18 protein-coding genes and 2 other annotated features (1 of these 20 only partly in view) are annotated in these 20597 nt (G+C 49.9%); all 18 genes read right to left on the minus strand.

The genetic code is table 11. The features are described from left to right. Positions 1-89: 89 nt before the first annotated feature. The 18 genes from recA to ACKTSF_RS05545 all read right to left on the minus strand — a co-directional run bounded on the left by recA (position 90) and on the right by ACKTSF_RS05545 (position 20419). On the minus strand, positions 90-1211 hold the full coding sequence (gene recA / locus ACKTSF_RS05460; RefSeq protein ID WP_407887363.1) for a recombinase RecA: 1122 nt from the start codon (positions 1209-1211) through the stop codon (positions 90-92). Between the two features lie 89 nt (positions 1212-1300). Then, entirely contained in the window at positions 1301-2551 is a 1251-nt protein-coding gene (locus tag ACKTSF_RS05465; RefSeq protein WP_407887365.1) for a competence/damage-inducible protein A, read from the minus strand. Between the two features lie 529 nt (positions 2552-3080). Next, positions 3081-3668 (minus strand): CDP-diacylglycerol--glycerol-3-phosphate 3-phosphatidyltransferase, encoded by a 588-nt coding sequence (gene pgsA / locus ACKTSF_RS05470; protein WP_407887367.1) that lies wholly within the window; start codon positions 3666-3668, stop codon positions 3081-3083. 71 nt (positions 3669-3739) lie between these two features. Next, on the minus strand, positions 3740-4675 hold the full coding sequence (locus ACKTSF_RS05475; protein ID WP_407887369.1) for a helix-turn-helix domain-containing protein: 936 nt from the start codon (positions 4673-4675) through the stop codon (positions 3740-3742). Between the two features lie 113 nt (positions 4676-4788). Continuing rightward, positions 4789-6078: an EF-P 5-aminopentanol modification-associated protein YfmH gene (gene yfmH, locus ACKTSF_RS05480; protein WP_407887371.1), complete on the minus strand. Its 1290-nt coding sequence runs from the start codon at positions 6076-6078 to the stop codon at positions 4789-4791. Next, positions 6068-7348 carry an EF-P 5-aminopentanol modification-associated protein YfmF gene (gene yfmF, locus ACKTSF_RS05485; protein ID WP_407887373.1) on the minus strand — a complete coding sequence of 427 codons (1281 nt, stop codon included), beginning with the start codon at positions 7346-7348 and terminating at the stop codon, positions 6068-6070. Before yfmF ends, yfmH begins: the two co-directional genes overlap by 11 nt. A gap of 357 nt (positions 7349-7705) precedes the next feature. Beyond that, on the minus strand, positions 7706-7873 hold the full coding sequence (locus ACKTSF_RS05490; RefSeq protein WP_407887375.1) for a hypothetical protein: 168 nt from the start codon (positions 7871-7873) through the stop codon (positions 7706-7708). A gap of 392 nt (positions 7874-8265) precedes the next feature. Beyond that, the gene (locus tag ACKTSF_RS05495; protein WP_407887376.1) at positions 8266-9120 is read right to left on the minus strand and encodes an amino acid ABC transporter substrate-binding protein; all 855 of its coding nucleotides are present in this window, start codon (positions 9118-9120) and stop codon (positions 8266-8268) included. A 16-nt stretch (positions 9121-9136) separates the two neighbouring features. Then, positions 9137-9772 carry an amino acid ABC transporter ATP-binding protein gene (locus ACKTSF_RS05500; RefSeq protein ID WP_407887378.1) on the minus strand — a complete coding sequence of 212 codons (636 nt, stop codon included), beginning with the start codon at positions 9770-9772 and terminating at the stop codon, positions 9137-9139. Positions 9773-9790: 18 nt separating this feature from the next. Next, positions 9791-10432: an amino acid ABC transporter permease gene (locus tag ACKTSF_RS05505; protein WP_407887379.1), complete on the minus strand. Its 642-nt coding sequence runs from the start codon at positions 10430-10432 to the stop codon at positions 9791-9793. Between the two features lie 173 nt (positions 10433-10605). Continuing rightward, positions 10606-10833 (minus strand) — a binding site (T-box leader). A gap of 342 nt (positions 10834-11175) precedes the next feature. Further along, complete coding sequence (gene minD, locus ACKTSF_RS05510; RefSeq protein ID WP_407887381.1) at positions 11176-11982, minus strand: septum site-determining protein MinD; 807 nt, start codon at positions 11980-11982, stop codon at positions 11176-11178. Between the two features lies 1 nt (position 11983). Beyond that, entirely contained in the window at positions 11984-12655 is a 672-nt protein-coding gene (locus ACKTSF_RS05515; protein WP_407887383.1) for a septum site-determining protein MinC, read from the minus strand. 18 nt (positions 12656-12673) lie between these two features. After that, complete coding sequence (mreD, locus tag ACKTSF_RS05520; RefSeq protein WP_407887385.1) at positions 12674-13195, minus strand: rod shape-determining protein MreD; 522 nt, start codon at positions 13193-13195, stop codon at positions 12674-12676. Positions 13196-13207: 12 nt separating this feature from the next. Then, a complete protein-coding gene (gene mreC / locus ACKTSF_RS05525; protein WP_407887387.1) occupies positions 13208-14059 on the minus strand; it encodes a rod shape-determining protein MreC in 852 nt (283 codons plus the stop codon). An 84-nt stretch (positions 14060-14143) separates the two neighbouring features. Beyond that, positions 14144-15148, minus strand: a complete 1005-nt coding sequence (locus ACKTSF_RS05530) for a rod shape-determining protein (RefSeq protein ID WP_407887389.1) — start codon at positions 15146-15148, stop codon at positions 14144-14146. 152 nt (positions 15149-15300) lie between these two features. Then, complete coding sequence (locus ACKTSF_RS05535; RefSeq protein WP_407887391.1) at positions 15301-15966, minus strand: JAB domain-containing protein; 666 nt, start codon at positions 15964-15966, stop codon at positions 15301-15303. A gap of 43 nt (positions 15967-16009) precedes the next feature. Next, positions 16010-17329, minus strand: coding sequence for a bifunctional folylpolyglutamate synthase/dihydrofolate synthase (locus tag ACKTSF_RS05540; protein WP_407887393.1), 1320 nt, complete (start codon positions 17327-17329; stop codon positions 16010-16012). Positions 17330-17752: 423 nt separating this feature from the next. Then, complete coding sequence (locus ACKTSF_RS05545; protein ID WP_407887395.1) at positions 17753-20419, minus strand: valine--tRNA ligase; 2667 nt, start codon at positions 20417-20419, stop codon at positions 17753-17755. 127 nt (positions 20420-20546) lie between these two features. After that, positions 20547-20597, minus strand: a binding site (T-box leader); it runs 163 nt beyond the window's last position.

Raw genomic sequence — 20597 nt, forward strand, 5'->3', positions numbered from 1 at the left:
ATTCATGCGTTTATCCTCATTGCCAACGTCGCGCCTTAAATTCTCAGAGAATGAAAAAGGTTCGAAACCTGCGTCCCGAACCCCATGCCCTACTTGCCTTGTGGCTTATTAGGAATTAATTCACTTTGTTGTGTGGCTGGTTTCTTGCTGTCCTTTTTGTTGGACTTGGTCTCATCCTTGGCAGCATCGTCCTTCTTTGGTGCCGGTGTGTCGTCACCATCGATGTTGACACCAAACGCCGTCCGAACTCGCGTATTTACTTCGGCCATCATATCAGGATGATCAGCCAGATACTGCTTGGCATTCTCACGTCCTTGGCCAATGCGGTCTTCACCATAAGAATACCAAGAGCCGCTCTTATCGACGATATCTTTTTCAACCGCCATGTCCAAGAGCTCACCGGTCTGGGAAATCCCTTGACCATACATAATGTCCACTTCGGCCCGCTTAAATGGCGAAGCAACCTTGTTCTTAACAACCTTGATTCGTGTCCGGTTACCGATAACATCGGTGCCGTCCTTAATCTGTTCTGCTCGGCGAACTTCCAACCGAACAGTGGCGTAGAACTTCAGTGCCCGACCACCAGGCGTCGTTTCGGGATTACCAAACATAACCCCAACTTTTTCCCGAATTTGGTTAATAAACAGGGCAATCGTCTTTGTTTTGTTGATGGAACCAGAGAGCTTCCGCAACGCTTGGGACATCATCCGCGCTTGTAAACCAACGTGGGCATCGCCCATTTCACCTTCGATTTCAGCTCGGGGAACCAAAGCAGCCACAGAATCCACAACCACAATGTCAACGGCACCACTAGAGATCAGAGCATCCGCAATTTCCAGCCCTTGTTCACCAGTATCTGGTTGTGATAACAAGAGACTGTCGATGTCGACACCCAATGCTGTTGCGTAGGCTGGGTCCAAGGCGTTTTCAGCATCAATATAAGCTGCCGTCCCGCCCCGCTTCTGAACTTCAGCGACCGCGTGTAGAGCTACCGTAGTCTTCCCTGAAGATTCTGGTCCATAGATTTCTACGATTCGTCCACGAGGATAGCCACCGACTCCCAAAGCCACATCAAGGGCTAACGAGCCAGAAGGCACAGTCTCCACCTGCATATTAGTATTGTCGCCTAACCGCATAATAGAGCCCTTACCAAAGTCTTTTTCAATTTTTTTCAGCGCTTTGTCCAGCGCCGCTTGTCGTTCGTCAGCCATCAAAATCCTCCTTAGATGCATTACATTTCAAGTAATACTATACCGATATGTTCGTCAAAAAGCAAGCAAAAAGAGAACAATTGTTCCCTCTATTTTTGATCTCGTAAAATCCGTCGTAGCCAGTCCAACGCTTGCATCACCGCACGCTCCCGCACCTTGGCCCGATTACCGGTCAAATGAACCAGCTTGGCTTGGGGACTCTGGTTACGTTGTGCCAATCCTAACCAAACGGTGCCGGCCGGGTGTCCCTCAAGATCATCCGGACCCGCTACACCAGTAAAGCTCAGTGCAAAGTCCGCATCTAATTTTTGGCGTGAGCGCTCCGCCATCTCCTGAGCCGTGTGTTCACTGACAACACCGTCCGTATCAATGACTTGTTGTGGAATGCCCAGCAAGTCACGTTTAGCCTCATTGGCATAGGTCACGAAGCCGCCCGGAAAGACAGCTGAGACGCCGGGAACATCTCCCAGAGTGCTCTGAAATTTACCAGCGGTCAGACTTTCTGCCGCCGTAATCGTCAGATGCCGTGCAATCAAAGTATTAACCACAACCTGTGCTAGACTGTTATCGTCACCGTAGCCGTAAAGGAAGTCCCCCACGCGGTCCCGAATTGTTGCCGTCATTTCATCCAGTAGCTGATTACCAGCCGATGCAGACTGTGCCGCGGCCGTCAACCGTAACGTGACTTCGTTCACCTTGGCATATGGCGCAATCGTCGGATTCGTCTGTTCATCAATTAAGTCGGCGAGTTGCGTGACGAGCTCCGCCTCACCAATCCCGAAGAACCGTAAGACCCGTGATACCAAAAACTCTTGCCGCCGATAAGCCTGTTTCAGCCGTGGTAACGCCTCATTTTCAAACATGGGTTCCAATTCACTCGGTGGGCCAGGCAACAGCATCAGGTCTGCCTCGGTAGGATCCCGGTAGAAGGATCCCACAGCCATCCCCGTGCTGTTCTTGAGTAGTTCACTGCCAGCTAAGTAAAGTGCCTGCAAACGATTGTTAGGCGTCAATTGCTGTCCAGTCGTCGCGAAGTGTTGCTGGATTTTGGCCATAGCCGGTACATCCTCGACTAATTTAACACCCAATAGTTGGGCTACCGTCTGCTTCGTCAAGTCGTCCTTAGTTGGGCCAAGGCCACCACTGATGACCACCAGATCACTACGCGACCGTGCTTGATTGACGACTGCTGTCAATCGATCGGCATTGTCGCCCACTAGAGAATGGTAGTAGACTTCGATCCCAGCATCCGCCAATCCCTGAGCAATGTAGGCTGAGTTCGTATCCACGACTTGCCCAAGCAAGATTTCCGTTCCGACCGCAATAATTTCCGCTTGCATGTTACCCCTCCTGCAGGTTACTTAACTTAACTCCGTAAAAAATTCGAAATTATTCGTCAAACACCCAAAGTTTTTTAAAAAAGTTTTTCTTTCTCATCCAGCCAAGCTTCATCGTGGCGGCCAAATGGCTTTCCAGTCAAGGATTTGGTCCTCTGTCACGTCACAAAGCAGTGTACTAAACTTCTCATTTAATTTTCCAATTACAGTCTCCAGCATAACACCGGCGATCCAAAACCAGTGTCAATTACATTCAAAATTCGAAAATTTCCAGGATTTCGTGTGGGACTAACTGACCCAAATTTAATGTCAGAGCCAAGATAACCCCCGTCAAACGAATCGACGGAGGTTATCAGATTTAGAGGCAAAGTTAGTGGCCTATTTTACACATATTTCTCGTGAACACATCTAGCCAGTTCACAGCATATTGACGACAGCCATGTCAATTTCCTCAGTTGGAAGACCACTTTCTGTCTTCCAACGTCCGTCCTCAACGACCCAGTCCATTTTCACTAGTCCATGATTCAGCCCGCTATTCTGCAGAGGAATCGGCGAAGACTTGTCGATTTTGTACAAAATAGTCGATCCCAGAGTAGATCGTGAAGAACAAGCAGATGTAGAAGAAGATCAACGCCATTGGAATATGAATCGTTGCAAAACCAATGTTATTCAGTAGCAAGAGAATAATTCCGACCATCTGTGTGGTGGTCTTGATCTTCCCTGGCCATGCGGCGGCCAACACGCGGCCCCCAGTCTCCACCACGATCAACCGTAGACCAGTCACAGCCAGCTCCCGGCAGACGATGATGGCGGCACCCCAAGCTGGAACGGCTCCCATGTCGACCAGCAGGATGAAAGCCGTCATAACGATCATTTTGTCTGCTAAGGGATCGGCGAACTTCCCGAAATTAGTGACTAGGTGTTGCCGCCGGGCAATCTGACCGTCTAAAAAGTCAGTGATTGAGGCCACCGCAAAGACGATAGCTCCCCAGATTTGAGTGACCGGAATTGTGGTACCAAGCCACACGACGTTCCCCCAGTTGAGGGGCAGGACGAGTAATAATATAAATACGGGAATCAAAATGATCCGAACAATGGTTAAGCGATTTGGTACGTTCACGAACTTTTCCTCCTTAAAACATCTCTCACGAAAAAAGCGAGGCGGTCGCCACGGACCGACCCGCTTCTCCATTATTTGAATTCCAAAGTAACTGTCTGAACTTGACTCGTCGTTGTCGAGCTAGAACTCGTTGTCGTCGTTGTCGTGTCAGAGGATGAGCTACTAGTAGCTGAACTGGTTGCGGTAGCTGACGTAAAGTCAAACGTCTTGCCATCGACCCTAATCTTCGTTGCGGGAGCATTCCCGAACTTAAAGGTTACGCTCGTAGCCGAGCTCGGAATGGTCATCGTATGCGATGTCGATGATGACAGGGTTCCTTGCCAAGTCGTTGCGCCAGCAACACTGACGGAGACCCATGCACTAGTGGATGCAGACAAGGCAACCTTTGGCTTGGATGACGCGTTCTTCATTTCCCAAGTTGACCCAGAAGTCGTCGTACTCAGTTGCTTAAAGCTAGGTGTCTTGGTCTTCTTTGAGGAAGACTTAGAAGACGTACTGCTAGACTTCGAGCTGCTGCTAGACTTATTAGAACTGCCAGATACACTGACAGAACTGCTGTCAACATTGTCTTTCTTGGTGCTGCTCCCATTGTGAGACGCAGCGACCCAGATGCCGACTAACACAACGAGCACAACGATGACGATACCAATCACTGGAATTGTCCGTCGTAGCTTAACGTAGCGATCATCGACCTTTCGTTGTTGTGAACGTGTCTCCGGATTATTTTCGTTGACCTTGTCCACATACTCCTGCGTCTGCGTGCTAGGTAGCGCACTATCGAATTGCTTTAAGAGTTCTGCACCGTCCAAATCGACCATGTCCGCATACTGCTTGATGAACGCCCGAACGTAAAAGTCGCCGGGTAGTTCATCAAAGTTTTGGTCCTCAATCGCAATGAGGTACCGCTTTTGGATCTTAGTCGTTTGTTGCAAGTCGTCCAACGTGAAGCCCTTAGCAATCCGGGCGTCGCGGAGGGTTTTCCCCAATGTTATTTTGTTTTCACTCATTTTTTAATTCTCCACCTGTTCAAAATTTCTCTACTAGCAGTATAGCATAGGCACTCCGTCATTTTCAGTAACAGGCCCCAGAATTCATGATTTAACCGTTTCTTAAACTCCAGTTAGGGCAGAATTGTATAAACGGTCGCTTGGCTCTGATCCAAGAAGGCCTTAGCCGCCGTTAACAGCTCGTCAAAGGTCAATTGTTCCAAGATGGCCAGTTCGTCAAAGATGGTTGCCCCATCAAAGAGCGGGCCGTCGTACTGGTTGGCGATACCTTCCACGGAGTTGATGGCCCCGACGATTCGCCCAATGGCTTCGCGTTTGACCAAATCAAACTGGGGCTTGGCAGCGGCAAGTTGGGCAGGCGCATCCTTCAAAATAGCCGTCAATTCGCTGGCAAACTGCTCAGGCTGGTCGGTATCCCCCGCCAGCTGGGCAAAGTGTGCCCCACGTTGGACTTGGAAGTCATAACCAAAGCTGTCGTCGATCACGTTGGCATCGTACAGTCGCAAATAATTGTCCCCGGTATCGTTAAATAGCAGATCAAACATCAACGAAACGGCCACACTGTAAGCTAATCCGGTACGACCAGCTGGCACCATGTCGAAGCCACGCAAGCCAATGTTGACTTTAGGACGGGTCAACGTCAAATGGCGTGTCGTTGCAGGCACGATATCTGACGGCCGCGCTTGTGGCGAAGGAATCCGGGTAATCGGTGCGTTCGGCGCAAAGCTTTTGCCATCTTGGTTAGCCGTGACCCACGCCAAGGTTTCTTCGGGATCTAGTTGACCAACGATGATCAAGCTCATATTGCTCGGGTGATAGAAGGTGTTATAGGCCGCATACAGGTCATCGGCCGTAATCTTGTCGATAGAGTCAACCGTCCCCGCAATGTCAATGTGAAGTGGTTCCTTGGGATAGAGGTGACCGATCATGCCGAAGTAGCTCTGCCAGCCCGGGTCATCATCGTACATCTGAATTTCCTGGCCAATGATGCCCTTTTCTTTATTAACCGTGGCCGCTGTGAAATAAGGGTCCTGCACAAAGTCGAGCAGAATCTCCAAGTTCTCCTTGAGATGACTGGTTGTGGCAAAGAGGTAGCTGGTCTGCGTGAAGCCGGTAAAGGCGTTCGCACTGGCCCCATACTTGCCGAATAAGTCAAAGGCATCGTGATCCTTTTTTTCAAAGAGTTTATGTTCCAAGAAGTGCGCGATACCATCGGGGAAGCGGACAGGAGTCGTCTGTCCCCGTGGGATAAATTCATTATCCATGGCGCCATAATCAGTCGTCATAATGGCAAACGTCTTGTGAAAACCCACCTTGGGCACCATTAGAACTTTCAGCCCGTTAGTTAAGGTCGTTTGGTAAATCGTTTCGCCTAACCGGTCATACGTTTTCTTACTTAGCACCCTGCACACCTCCATGTAAACAATACGTTGCCTGTAAGGTTACCTGCTGGGCCACCCGCGTGACGTCCGCCACGGTGATGGCATCCAGCTTCTTCTGCCAGTCAGCTAGTGGCTCGTGCAAATGCGTCAGTTGCGTATTCAACAACCCGGTCAAGCGCCGTTGCGGGCTGTCCAACGCAGCCAAACGCGCATTTAAGAGACTAGCCTTCACTTCAGCCAGCAAATCTTCGGAGAGCCCCCCGTTTTGAACCACTATGAGCTGCTCGGCGATAATCGCCTCAACACGCTGCTGGTTCTCCGCCTGAATTCCCGTCTGTACACTCAGTGTTCCGGTAAACGGATTGTATCCGCTGCTGGCGTAATAGGCCAGACTGGCCTTCTCCCGCACATTGGTGAACAACAGAGAAAGCGGCGTTCCACCGAAGGCCGCATTAAAGACAACGGCCGGCATGAAGTCGGGATCGTCACGATAAATTGGCAGCTGATAGGCTAAGTTTAATTTAGCCTGAACCACTGGCGCTTCATCGTCCCCATTCTGAACGTGGTCACGCAACGACCAGCGATAGTAAGGTGTCGCATCCGTAATGGTGCGGTCGGCTAACGGCCAATCCGCCATGGCGGCCTGTGCCCGATCCTCATCGACATCCCCAACGACCGCGACGTGCACGGCGTCATTGGCCAACATATCATGATAGGTGCTGAGCACGTCCATTGCGGAGAGTGCATTTAACACATGCGTATCCCCAAGTGCGCTCATGGCCTGTGTCGGCTGACCGGTAAATAACAACTCTTGGAGCCGCCGGTTAGCTAAATATTGTTTGTCATCATCTAACGATTTAATTGCCGTTAATAAATTTTGCCGTTGTTGGGTAAAGGTCATCGGGTCAAAGCTCCCGTTAGGCAGTAAGGGGGCAAACAGAACCTCCTTCAACAGCGCCATCCCCTGCTCAAACAGCGGTTGGTCGTCCTTAAAGTTATCTAGGTACTGTTCGTCAACGAGCGAGCACGTCAACCGAATCACGTGCTTCGTCCCTAATTTGATCACACTGATCCCGAAGCTGGCCCCGTAAAGTCGTGAAAGCTCCCGAGCAAGCGCGGTCTGCGTGGGGTAAGCCGCTGTACTGGTCTCTAATACCTGAGCCAACAGTGCGCGGGCCGTGATGGCCGTGGCTTGAAGCGGTGCCACGAAATCCACCTTGATCCCAATAGTTTTAAATTGTTTTGTGGGTAACAAGTCCAAGGTTACCCCATCTTTTATGCGAAAATGCACGCGCTATTGCCTCCTCTAGCAAAATACTAATCGGTGTTTAATTCTAAAGGAACCACGGCTTAAATACAAGCGACGACTGCAACGAATTCCTTGGCGGGGTTGAAACCAGTCACCTGCGGTTGCCAGAGACACTGTCGCTGTGGAGACCGCCGTTTATTTTTTTAGACGCTACTCCTCATCTTCCGATACTCAGATCTTATCCACAAAAAAACTCGCAGCCCGAACAGCCGCGAATCTATCTTGTAAATTACTTCTTCTATGATTTAACTGAGGTTAAAAGGTCTAAAACACCTATTATGACTGTTACAACAACGATGCTGAGACTAAAATTAGGCAGCGTCGTCTAAGTCAGCCGGCTTACCGTTCACCAAATTTAGGCTGAAACGCGGTGGGTAGGACGCCGTCAGCCTGAGAAGCGGTCTGCCAGCTCGCTTTGAGCCGCCCAACCCGCGTTTCAAAGTCACCATTTTCCAAGCTAACCCACTTGGAAAATCCCACGGCTGAGCCTAAATTTGGTTCACTCACGCCTACGTAGACGGTGATCGACTATCGTGGACTAACGTTGCCAGTCCGGCAATTATCACGGCAATATCAGGTTAAAGAGCAAATCATAACCGGAGGCGGCCAGAGATGTAGGTAGCTGTGTCGACGGTGTTAGCTGGGAACCAGCTTACAGCGTGGGACGTGTTTGGAGCATGACGAATTATGTCAGGCTTCAAACCGAGCTGGAGGACCGTTTCTCAGGCCGCAGGCGATCCCCACAGCAACCGGAATCTCTGGCAGCCGCAGGTGGCGATTTCTAACTAATCTTGTGGATTAAATCTCTGTTAGCTGGGCCTCTCTAGGTGTACTTGGGCTTGCAACCTTCAGTGATTTAACTAAACCACTAGCCGTTAACTGCCACAGGTGAACACCACCTATTTAGCCTTTAACAGTGGCGTATCAACATTGCTACCGAACCATTTCTGATTGATTTTTTTCAACTGCCCATTAGCAGCTAGCTTTTTCAATCCAGCATTGATCTTCTTACGCATCGTGACATCGCCCTTACGCATCCCAACCGCGAACTCTTCCTTAGGGAAGCTTCCGACCGTTACCTGGTAATCTTCGGGGTGCGCCTGGTGCTTGATGTAGTAGTTGGCGTACGTGCTGTCAATCAGCAACCCCTTGATCCGACCAACGTTCAGGTCAATAAAGGCGTTGGTGAAGGAATCGTAGGTGACCGCGTCATGATTCTTAATACGGTTTTTCAAGAGCTTCGGGTAGGTGTCGATATCATTGGCCCCCGACGACCCAGTCTGTGCCCCTAACACCTTGCCCGTCATGTCTCTATAAGAAGTAATGTGATTCTTCTTAAGTGAGACCAGTACCTGATCATTGTTCAAGTACGTGTCCGAGAAGGCAACTTGCTTGGCCCGTTGCGGCGTGATGGAGAAGCCATTCCAGATCAGGTCAATCGTCCCATTGTGCAGCTCAGTGACATTCATATTCCAGTCGATTGATTGAAAATCAACCTTGATCCCATACTGCTTAAAAACGGCTCGAGCCAAATCAATATCATAACCGACTAACTTGCCACTCTTTTGACGGAAGCCCATGGGTACAAAGCTGTCATCCAAACCAATGACGACCTTCTTTTTCTTCTGAATATTTGACCAAGTATCCTGGGTGTTGGCCCGCTTCGTGACGTTGGTTCCACAACCAGCTAGCGTTGCCATCAGCCCGATCAGCAGAAAGGCCAGCGCGAAAAATCGGATTTTTTTAAATTTCATTGCGTGGCGCCTCCCTCTACTCTTTTGGTTCAACTCGTAACATTTGATCGGCAATCGATTCTGCAAATGGCATATCATGAGTGACGACGATTTGCGTCATGCCTTCTCGTTTTAACTTCAAAATAATTTCTTCAACTTCGCGACGTAAGTCTGGATCCAGTGCCGATGTTGGCTCATCGTAGCAGAGTAACTTGGGATGCATCGCTAGCGCCCGCACAATGGCCACCCGTTGTTTCTGTCCCCCGGAAAGTTCGTAGGGGTACAAGTCAGCCTTACCGCCGAGGTTCAACCGCTCCAGTAAAGCCCGCGCTTCCTTCTCAGCATCGGCAGCAGATTTCTTTAAGACCATCGTTGGTGCCAAGACCACGTTTTGTAAAACGGTCAGGTTCGGGAACAATTGGAAGTCCTGGAAGACGACCCCGATAACGGCATCATTATCTCGGTTCGTTGCGGGATCGAAAGCTTGCCCGTCCAGTAGGAACTGCCCACTGTCAACCATCTCCAGACCACTGATACAACGAAGCAGTGTTGTCTTGCCGGCCCCAGAAGGCCCCACGATGGTTAAGATTTGATCATCGTTTACGGTTAAATTGACTTGATCCAAGATGGTTTTGCCATCAAATTTTTTGGTAATCCCTTTAAGTTCTAACATGATTAAACCACCCTTTCTCTAACGCCAGTAGCTGTAGTGCTTTTCTAACCGCTTCAAGACCAACGTGCAGACGGCCGTCAACAGTAAGTAGATCACACCAACCAATAACATTGGAACTAATGTGACGTCCCGCGCCATGGCAACATTCCCGGCACGTAACAGATCGCCCAACCCGATGACGTAGACCAATGAGGAATCCTTGACCAAGTTGATGACTTCGTTTCCGATTGACGGTAAAACAATCTTAACCACTTGGGGAATCACGATTTTACGTAATGTCTGCCAGTTGGTCAGCCGCAACACCCGAGCACTTTCGTATTGTCCCACGGGAATGGCTTGCAGGCCCCCCCGGAAGATTTCGGCGAAGTAAGCTGTGTAGTTCAGGATGAAGGCGAAGAGTGCTGCGTCATACCGGTTGAATACGATGCCGGCGATCGGTAACCCATAAAATACGAAAATTAATTGCAATAACAGTGGGGTCCCTCGCATCAGCCAAACGTAGATATTGATCAGCCACGTCAACGGCTTAAACCGGGTAATCATGCCCAACCCGACTAGGATTCCGAGTGGGACAGAAATAATTAAGGTCCAAAAGAATATGGACAACGTCATTCCGGTACCGGAAATCAGTGATGGTAAAATCTGGCTAACATAGTGCATAACAAGTCTCCTCCTTCTTCAACGCAAAAACGCCCTCCTGAGATTTCTCTCAAGAGGGCGTTGATCACGCGGTGCCACCTCATGTACTCGACGGGCTCACGCCACGCCGACTCACGGAGTTACTCGCAATCCCCCGTGAAAATAAAAACGTCCTCTTAGACCCAAATTGGGCCTAAGAGGACGATCACATCGTGGTTCCACCTCTAGTTTGTTGAGCCATCGCTGACTTAACCTCGGTGAGTTGCAAGCAACTCCAGCTGTAACGGGCTATCCCGGATCATCCTACTAGATTCAGACGACCAACTCACAGATGTGTTTCGGACGGACAAGGTCACCCATTTTCATCTACTGGGCTTTCTGTAGGCACTTGCTGGTCTTACTCTTCTGTTCGACGTTTTTCGTTTCGTTAGGGATATACTACTTTTTATTTTCATGAACGTCAAGTCCTATTTTGAAATTTCTTGAAAACCACTGTCTGTGTACTGGCAAAACTGCTTGCCTGCGATTGCTAAGAGTACCGCCAACCGTGGCATACTCTGTAAAGACGGATGGGACTTCCACCCTTACAAAGTTGAACGATTCGGAGACATCAGATTCTCCATGGCTACGGACCAGCTTTCAAGTTTCTCCGCCAACGACCATTTCCATACAATCTATGATTGTAAAACCAAAAAAGAAGCCCCCAACGACCAATGCCGTCAAAGACTTCCAGTTCAATTTAATGATTTTAATTCAGATGTCGCTTAACCGCGGTGGAACCAGCTGCTGACCTTGTGCCAGAAGCCGTCTTCCTCTTGCTGTTCAAGCTTCATCAGTGGCACCGTTTGGCCCTCTAAACGTCGAGCCACGTTGCGGTACCCTTGTGATGCCTGGTTTTCCGTCTGCATGACGATGGGTTCCCCTTGGTTGGACGTGGAAATGACCGCGTCATCATCCACAATGATTCCCAACAGTTCGATACCCAGATGATGGGTGATCTCATCGATATCCATCATGGACCCGTCTTGCATCATGTTCAGCCGAATCCGGTTGATCAACAAGCGTGGGGCCTCGGTTAACGGATGCTGCTCCAATAGCCCAACAACGCGATCGGCATCCCGCACCGCAGAAATCTCTGGTGTCGTGACCACAATGGCAGCGTCAGCACCAGCAACAGCGTTCATGAATCCCTGTTCGATCCCGGCTGGACAGTCGATCAAAACGTAGTCGTATTCGGGCTTTAGCTCGTCAACGATTTCTTTGACCTGTTCGGGTTGTAAGGCTGTCTTGTCCGTGTTTTGCGCGGCTGGCAACAGGTAAAGCTTGTCATCAAAGCGCTTGTCTTTGACTAGCGCTTGGGGCAGCTTCGCCCGCCCTTCGGCAACGTCTACAATATCGTAGATAATTCGGTTATCCAGTCCCAGGACCACGTCTAGGTTCCGTAATCCAATGTCCAGATCCATGAGACACACCCGCTTGCCCATCAAGGCTAACGCTGTCCCAATATTGGCACTGGTCGTGGTTTTACCCACACCACCCTTACCAGAGGTGATCACAATTGCTTTTCCCATTCTAAATTCCTCCAATCCGGTTATACAATTTCGGGTTGATCTTCTTTAAGGCACTGAGCTTACCGTACGACAGCACGTGGAGGTCGTTAACGTAAGCAATGGTTTGGCTAGAATCGGCCACTTGGTCTGATTCGATAATGTCAAACTGCTCGGCAATTCTGACCTGTTGTGCGGTCGTAAGATTCCCCATAATCAGCTTGGATTCATCGTCAGGATAGCCCGCCTGCAAGATACCACTCACGTCACCCATACAGAAAATGTTTCCGGTCGTACGAAGCTTACCGCCCTCGTGGATGGTCCCCAAGAACAGGACATCCCCTTGCATGGCAACCTCTTGCCCATTGCGAATAACCTTACTCAGGAGGTGAACGTTTTCCCGTTCACGTAACTGAATCGCATCGGCAACGGTCATAACGTTGGCCGTAATCTTATGGATTTCAAAACGTGGGTAGTTGCCTACCATTTGTTCGATTTGTGTTTTTTCATCGGCCGTTAAAATCCGATTTTCCGTCAAGACATCCAGTGAAACCTTGGGCGTCTCCATGGCGGTTGGATCTACGTTTAAGTTTTCTAGTAATGACCGTAGATCTGCCAGGATTTGGTCCAAGCTCGCTGATTGTTTAAGCACCAAATCATAGCCGTTTTGCGTTCCCCGTAATACGGCAGCTTGCATAGCGTTCGTTCCCTTCACCTATTTTAACCAATTATACACCCATCGAATGGGGAAATATAAGATGACAAACATGGCCAAATTAAAGGCCAATGTTGGTCCCAAAGTATTCACCAAGAATGAGCTACCAGACATCGACGTCATGTGCACGACGCGACTGGCAACGAAGCTCAAGGCTTCGACGATGGTAATATCAATAAAGTAGATCAACAGTCCGCTCAAAAAATTCGGACTGATATAGTTCACGATTTGGCGGGTCAGGTAGACCACTAGTGGGAAGACGAAGATGTACACCCCGAAAATTCCCGTGTAGTAGAGGTCGAAGACGGCCCCAATCACAGCGGCCCACTTTGCCAGGGGCATCGCCATGTTCTCCTCAAATAACACGCCACAGACCAGCCACAGCACCACCAAGTGGCTCACCATGACCGTTGGCGTATTAAACATTTGTTGACTGAAGACTTGGCTGATGCTGCCATCAATGAATAATAGCAGAAACAACCCGATTGGGAAGCCAAAACGCATTTTAGATAATCGATACACGCCTTAGCCCCCTTACTGTTTCGTAACCGCAACCGTCACAATGTTCAGGTCGCTCAAATCAGTCGCTGGCGTAATATACAGCTTTGTTGACAGTCCATAATCGGAACCGGCCGACTTGGCAACCGTTCCAACGAATAAGCCCTTCGGTGTCACGCCACCAAGACCACTGGTAACCACTTTGTCACCCTTGCTGATCTTGGATTTGGTCGTCAGGTTATCCATGACAATTTGGCCCGTGGCAGACTTGTAGCCACTCAGGACCCCGTTGACGGTCTTGCCGGACTTCGTCGTGATCGACACGGCAAATCGGTTTGCAGAGTCGTTGTTGTCAGTGATCAATTCCACCTTTGAATTGGTCTTATTGACTTCAGCGACCCGACCAACCAAGCCGGATCCAGACATGACGGGCATGTTCTTGACCACACCGGCTGAAGAGCCCTTGTTGATCACCACTTGGTTCTGCCATGATGATGGCGTCCGGGTGATGACTGCGGCACTGATTGCCGTGTAATCCGTTAACGAATCGTTCAGCTTAATCTGTTGTTTCAATTGCTTGTTTTCCTTAGCTAAGGTTTGGTCACGGACCTTGGTTTGGGCGAGCTCGCTAACCTGCTTCTTCAATTGCTGGTTTTCCTGATACGTGTTCAATAGTTCCGAAATGGAGCTCACCGAACCGCTTAATCCATTCGCTGGCAATGCCACAACCCGGTCAGTTAACCCGACAATGTCGTTTCCGAATTGCTGAATCAGCGGTGGCGTGGACTTCTTGTTACGAATAGCTACGGACACCGTCATCAAAGCAAAGCTAACAATCAAGCAGACAATGATGATCACTAGTCGCCGATTGAAAGAAAATTTCTGCATGTTTGACCTCCATCTTGTTCGCCAGTCGCGGAGTCGCCACTGGCGTCACAATAAAGAAGCGGGAAGCTGCCTTCCCGCTAGTCCCTATTTTTTCTTCATGACATCGATACTCTTTAATGATTCACCCGTACCAGCTGCCACACAATCCAGAGGATCGTTGGCGATAGACACTGGAACTTTGGTGGCTTCGGCGATGACTTCTGACAGGTTCTTCAGTAAAGCACCCCCACCAGTCAACACGATACCGTGATCAATCACATCGGCAGCGATTTCTGGTGACGTTTCTTCTAAGGTTTCCTTGATCGCCGTGATCACGTCTTGAACGGGTTCTTGAATGGCCTTGGCAACGTCAACAGCAGAGACTTCCACTGCCTTAGGTAACCCAGATACCAAGTCACGTCCACGAATCGTGGCGCCCTCGATCTTATCAGCGTCTTCGACTGAAGCTGAACCAATGTCCATCTTCAACTTTTCAGCAGTTCGTTCACCAATCAACAGGTTGAAGTTTGACCGCACGTAAGTCGCAATCGCTTCATCCAACTTGTCACCAGCTACTCGGATAGAACGACTAGAAACGATACCCCCAAGGGAAATCGTTGCCACATCAGTTGTCCCACCACCCATGTCGACAACCATACTACCGGTTGGATCCATGACGGGTAACCCGGCACCAATGGCCGCAGCAAATGGTTCTTCAATGACGTAAGCGTCACGAGCACCAGCAACACGGGTCGCGTCAATGACCGCCCGCTTTTCAACTTCCGTTACACCACTTGGCACACAAACCATGACATATGGCTTACCGCTGGACTTACCGACCGTCTTTTCGATGAAGTACTTCATCATGGCAACTGTCGTATCATAATCCGCGATAACCCCGTCTTTCATGGGCCGAATGGCAACGATACTAGCCGGCGTACGGCCGATCATTGCACGAGCGTCTTCACCAACAGACACAATTTCCCCACTCTTTGTGTTCTTGGCGACAACAGAAGGTTCGCGTAGAACGATTCCTTTACCGTCAACATACACAATCGTATTGGCGGTACCAAGATCGATTCCAATATTTTTCGTTCCTAATCCGAACACTGTGTTTCATCCCTTCATGTCAACAAAACATTTATAGTTTTTTTGTCTTATTCATTGATAGACGTATTATAACATACCTATCTACGTGAGAACACGTCGTCAATGTCAAGAATACCGAACTTTTAACGAGAAAGAAATAGCTAAAACCGATTTTAATCAGATTTTAAACCTTCTGACTTATTTGTCGTCTGAATCAGTGGTAAGATCCCCGCCTCGCGCAGACTAAAATAGGTCCGCAGCCCTATCACAAAGCCATCGAGCATCGGGATTCCCATCAATTGCCCACACTCGGCCAACCGCCGCATGAATTTCAAATCATTCGGTGACGGATCGGCTAAACCGCTTGGATGGTTATGGGCGACGACAATAGCTGATGCGCCGTTCAACACGGCTAGGCGAAAGATCTCACGAGGATGTACTGGACAGCTGTCCAGTGTGCCTGTGAATACCGTTTGCCGGTCAATCACCTGATGCTTGGCATCCAAGACCAGTACCTCCAGTCGCTCCTGGGGCGCATAGCGCAAGTCATCCATCAGGCTCTCACCAATCTGGCTACTCGCCACAACCTCACCGTAAATCTGCCGCGGGGCGCGTTGTACCCAGCGCCCCAAGTCAATCGCCGTCAACAGCGTCCGCCGTTCCCGCCTGCCCTGCACATACCGGTTACACTGTTGCTGGCTAGCATAGCGTAGATTCGCCACGCTATGAAAATACTGGAAGAACCGGTCACATTCACTCGTGGCTGGTAATCCTAGCCCTCGGAGGACCCGACTGATCAGTTGCCGTTCATTAATACTGCTAATTCTCTCTCGTCGCATTTTCTCAGCTCCCTTACAGACTAACTCCGTAAAAAAAGCTGATTTATTTTTCCGAATCTGTGAAATATTGCCGGACTTCTGAAATAAAGTAAAGCGACCCGGTCAATAGGATCAGGCTGTCCCCAGAAACGTTGCTCAGCGCTGTCTTGAGTGCACTCGGCCAGTTGTCCGCCATCGTCACGCGTTTGCTAGAAGCGTCCGCCGCCTCCAAAGCCTGTGGCGTCGCGGCCGCTCGTTTGCCAGGCCCCTGAAATTGGGTCACGATGATGTGGACGTTGCGAACTTGAAGAAGTGTCTTCACCATCTGGTCATACTGCTTATCCGCCAACACCGCCAGAATGATCGTAATATCCTGTTGGGCAAAATGTTGCCGCAATAGCTGTGCCATTTCCACCATTGCTGGCTCGTTGTGGGCGCCATCAATAGCAATCAGGGGTTCGTCGTTGAGCCGTTCAAAGCGCCCGGGCCACACTGTATGTTTCAGGCCTGCGCGGATCTCAGCGATGTCGAGTGGCAAGTGTCGTGCCTGATGATACGTCAGGAAAGCCGTGAGTGCAGTAGCCGCGTTGTCAATCTGGTATTGTCCCAGCAGATCAATTTCTAAGTGCTGCCAACGATGATCTGCCCAAGCATAGGCAAACCGTTCGCCCCAGCCCGATTCCGGCTGATTCTTGACGGTGAAGTCACGACCAAGTGCCCGGACAGCGGTCTGCTGTGCGGCAGCGGTCTGATCCATGACGGCCAGAGCATCCGGCGTCAAGCGTCCACAAACGACTGGCACGTCGGCTTTAATGATGCCGGCCTTTTGCGTGGCAATCTGGGGGATCGTATCCCCAAGAATCTTCATGTGATCCATGCCAATCGTCGTGATGACGGAGACGGCTGGCGTAATAATGTTGGTCGAATCGTACAGGCCACCCAGTCCAACCTCGACCATAACAATGTCTACGGGATGACTAGCAAAGTAACAGAACATCAGGGCCGTATCAATTTCAAATTCGGTTGGCCCCTCCTCGGCGAGTTCCTGGTCTAACCGCGCCACCACGGGTTGAATTCGGTTGACCATCGTCACTAAATCCGTGTCACTGATGGGCCGGCCATCCGTACTGATACGTTCGTTGAACCGGGTGATAAAGGGCGACGTAAATGTCCCCACGGTTTGCCCCTCTGCCATGAACAGATCGCGTAAGAAGGCCACCGTGGACCCTTTTCCGTTGGTTCCGGCAACGTGAATCATATTTAACTTTTCCTGCGGATCACCCAGGATGTGCATGAACTGCCGCATCCGGTCCAGAGTCGGTTTCTTCTTGAAGCGGTCTCGACCGTGGATAAACTGCAGAGCTTCAGTATATGTTTCTACCAAAATGAAAACCTCCCGCTTGCGTCACTGTTTCTTAGTGTAGCAGATTTTAAAAAAGTGTGGTAGCAGACACTTGTCCGGTTACCTGCTGGAACACGTTTCGACTAGGTTACCAATAATCTGCTCCAAAATTGCCAACTATTAGTCTATTCCATTCATACACTTAGATAAGCTCCCCAAGTCATTAAGAAAGAGTTAACTTCTCGCAAATATTGACACCAATCCCGGTATTTTTACATTAGTAGTAAGTGTCGGGCAAATTTGTAACGCTGACCGCAAAAAAATCATCACTCCCAAACAGGAATGATGACTTCAGTAAAACCAGATAAGCTTATTGCGCAGCCATTAATGGCTATGGGTACTCGTTTACTTAGCCGGCGACCACCATCCTGGCATCCGCCGCCGACAACCTTCACCCGTGAGTGCTTACAGTTGCGCCTTAATGTCAGCTAAACGTTGTTGCGTAGCTTCCAACTTCTTTTGGTTATCCGCTTGTTTTTCACGTTCGGCGTTAACCACGTCTTCTGGGGCGTTGGCAACGAAGCGTTCGTTGCCTAACTTCTTGGTTGCACGCTGCACTTCAGCCGTGAACTTAGCGACTTCCTTGTCCAGGCGCGCGGCTTCATCGTTCAAGTCGACCAGTTCGGCAAGTGGTACGGAAACTTCAGCACCAGTAATCACGGACGTCATGGCCAGCTTAGGTGCGGTCAAGTCAGCGCCAATTTCAAAGTCCTTCGGGTGCACAAACCGGTCAATAAAGTCACGGTTGCTTTCAAAGACACTCTGCAACTTGGCATCGCTGGTCTTGATCTGCAAGTCAATTGGCGTGGACATTGGTGCGTTGGCTTCGGCCCGAATATTCCGGACAGCCTTAATCAGGTCGATCAAACTTGTCATGTCGCTTTCGGCCGTAGCATTGGCGAATTCTGGATGATCCACTGGGTAAGCGGCGGTCACTAGGGACTGCCCATCGTGTGGCATTGCTTGCCAGATGGCTTCGGTCACGAATGGCATGATTGGTTGAAGCAGGCGCAAGGTTTGGTCTAAGACGTAGGCCAATAAGTCTTGCTTGGTCGCCTTGGCAGCTTCATCGTCGCCGGTCAAGACTTCCTTACTCATTTCAATGTACCAGTCACAGAAGTCGTTCCAGATAAAGTTGTAGAGAGAACGACCAGCTTCACCGAATTCGAACTTGTCGAACATTTCGGTGACGTGGTTGACCGTGTCATTCAACCGACTCAAGATCCACTTGTCGGTCAAGTCCCATTTGTCAGCTGCCGGAACCACTGGCTTGGTATTTTCGCCCAAGTTCATGATGACGAATCGGCTGGCATTCCAGATTTTGTTGATGAAGTTCCATGCGGAATCCATCTTGTCGTAGCTGAACCGAACATCCTGCCCCGCCGTTGAACCGGTGGACAGGAACCAACGCAAGGCATCGGCACCGTACTTGTCAATGACATCCATTGGGTCGATCCCGTTACCGAGAGACTTACTCATCTTGCGACCATCTTCGGCCCGAATCAAGCCGTGTAAGAGCACGTGTTTGAACGGCCGCTTACCGGTGAATTCAAGACTTTGGAAGATCATCCGGGAGACCCAGAAGAAAATGATATCGTAACCGGTAACCAGAGTATCGGTTGGAAAGTAGCGCTTCAGGTCGGCGCTATCTTCATTAGGCCAGCCCATCGTGGAGAATGGCCACAGCGCACTGGAGAACCAAGTATCCAACACATCGGGATCCTGTTCCCAGTTTTCGATGTCCTTAGGTGCTTCTTCGTTAACGTAAACTTCGCCAGTCTTCTTGTTGTACCAGGCTGGAATTCGGTGACCCCACCAGAGTTGACGAGAAATAACCCAGTCGTGGACGTTTTCCATCCATTGTGTGAATGTATTTTCGAAACGTTCTGGCACAAAATCAACCGCGTTGTCACCCTCTTGGTTCTTGATGGCTTCTTCGGCAAGTGGCTTCATCTTCACAAACCATTGGGTCGAGAGTCGGGCTTCGACTTGAACCCCGGTCCGTTCGGAATGTCCAACTGAGTGAACGATAGGGTCAACCTTGATCAGCAGGCCTTCATCGTCCAGGTCGGCAACCATAGCCTTACGAGCGTCGAACCGATCCATACCAGCGTATTTGCCGGCGCGGTCGTTCATCGACGCGTCTTCGTTCATGGTGTTGATGCGTTCGAGGTTGTGCCGGTTCCCAACTAAGAAGTCATTAGGGTCGTGGGCTGGCGTAATCTTCACCATCCCCGTTCCAAAGTTGATGTCGACGTATTGGTCGGCAATAATCGGAATTTTACGGTTGGCCAGTGGCAAGATAACTTTCTTGCCGACTAAGTCCTTGTACCGGTCATCATCGGGGTTAACAGCAACGGCGGTATCCCCCATCATGGTTTCGGGACGCGTCGTAGCGATCTCGATGTAATGCTTGCCATTAAAGGTATATTCCGGATCAGCAAACGGATATTGCACGTGGTAGAAAGCACCCTTGTCGTCCTTGTGGATCACTTCGATGTCAGATAAGGCGGTTCGGGCTTGCGGATCCCAGTTGATAATGTATTCACCCCGGTAGATCAGGCCCTTCTTGTACAGGGAAACGAAGACCTTCTTAACAGCGTCGGATAACCCATCATCAAGGGTAAAGCGTTCACGGGAGTAGTCCATGGACAGCCCCATCTTGGCCCATTGCTTGTGAATGGTTGCGGCGTATTCATCCTTCCATTCCCAAACCTTATCGACGAACTTCTCACGACCGAGGTCGTAACGGGTAATCCCCTGTTCGCGTAATCGGGCTTCAACCTTGGCCTGTGTCGCGATTCCAGCGTGATCCATCCCCGGAAGCCAGAGCGTATCGAAACCTTGCATCCGCTTCTGCCGAATGATCATGTCTTGTAACGTCGTGTCCCAAGCATGGCCCAAATGCAACTTTCCAGTCACGTTTGGTGGCGGTAAAACAATGGAATAAGGGGTGGCTTTCTTGTCACCACTGGGTTTAAATACATCCTCGTCTAACCAAGTTTGGTAACGGCCGGCCTCAATGGCGGTCGGATCATACTTGGTAGGCATGTCGGTTTGCTTGTCTGCCATATCAATCAATTCCTTTCTTCTCTTACTGGCTAACTGTCAATCACTTAGCGTTCAGCTTCTGCTTTCACAACAACTACAACTCACCAAGTTAACTGTCGGTGAACACAAAAAGACTCCCCATCCTAGAAATTAGGACGAAGAGTCTTCGCGGTACCACCTAAATTGGGCGTTTATGCCC

This window comes from Levilactobacillus muriae (assembly GCF_045862015.1).
In the GTDB taxonomy this organism is placed as follows: Bacteria; Bacillota; Bacilli; order Lactobacillales; family Lactobacillaceae; genus Levilactobacillus; species Levilactobacillus muriae.

Coding starts and splice junctions, on each gene's coding strand:
- recA (WP_407887363.1), bottom strand. CDS start 1,211: ATGGCTGACGAACGACAAGCGGCGCTGGACAAAGCGCTGAAAAAAATT.
- ACKTSF_RS05465 (WP_407887365.1), bottom strand. CDS start 2,551: ATGCAAGCGGAAATTATTGCGGTCGGAACGGAAATCTTGCTTGGGCAA.
- ACKTSF_RS05475 (WP_407887369.1), bottom strand. CDS start 4,675: ATGAGTGAAAACAAAATAACATTGGGGAAAACCCTCCGCGACGCCCGG.
- ACKTSF_RS05495 (WP_407887376.1), bottom strand. CDS start 9,120: ATGAAATTTAAAAAAATCCGATTTTTCGCGCTGGCCTTTCTGCTGATC.
- ACKTSF_RS05500 (WP_407887378.1), bottom strand. CDS start 9,772: ATGTTAGAACTTAAAGGGATTACCAAAAAATTTGATGGCAAAACCATC.
- ACKTSF_RS05505 (WP_407887379.1), bottom strand. CDS start 10,432: ATGCACTATGTTAGCCAGATTTTACCATCACTGATTTCCGGTACCGGA.
- minD (WP_407887381.1), bottom strand. CDS start 11,982: ATGGGAAAAGCAATTGTGATCACCTCTGGTAAGGGTGGTGTGGGTAAA.
- ACKTSF_RS05515 (WP_407887383.1), bottom strand. CDS start 12,655: ATGCAAGCTGCCGTATTACGGGGAACGCAAAACGGCTATGATTTGGTG.
- mreC (WP_407887387.1), bottom strand. CDS start 14,059: ATGCAGAAATTTTCTTTCAATCGGCGACTAGTGATCATCATTGTCTGC.
- ACKTSF_RS05535 (WP_407887391.1), bottom strand. CDS start 15,966: ATGCGACGAGAGAGAATTAGCAGTATTAATGAACGGCAACTGATCAGT.
- ACKTSF_RS05545 (WP_407887395.1), bottom strand. CDS start 20,419: ATGGCAGACAAGCAAACCGACATGCCTACCAAGTATGATCCGACCGCC.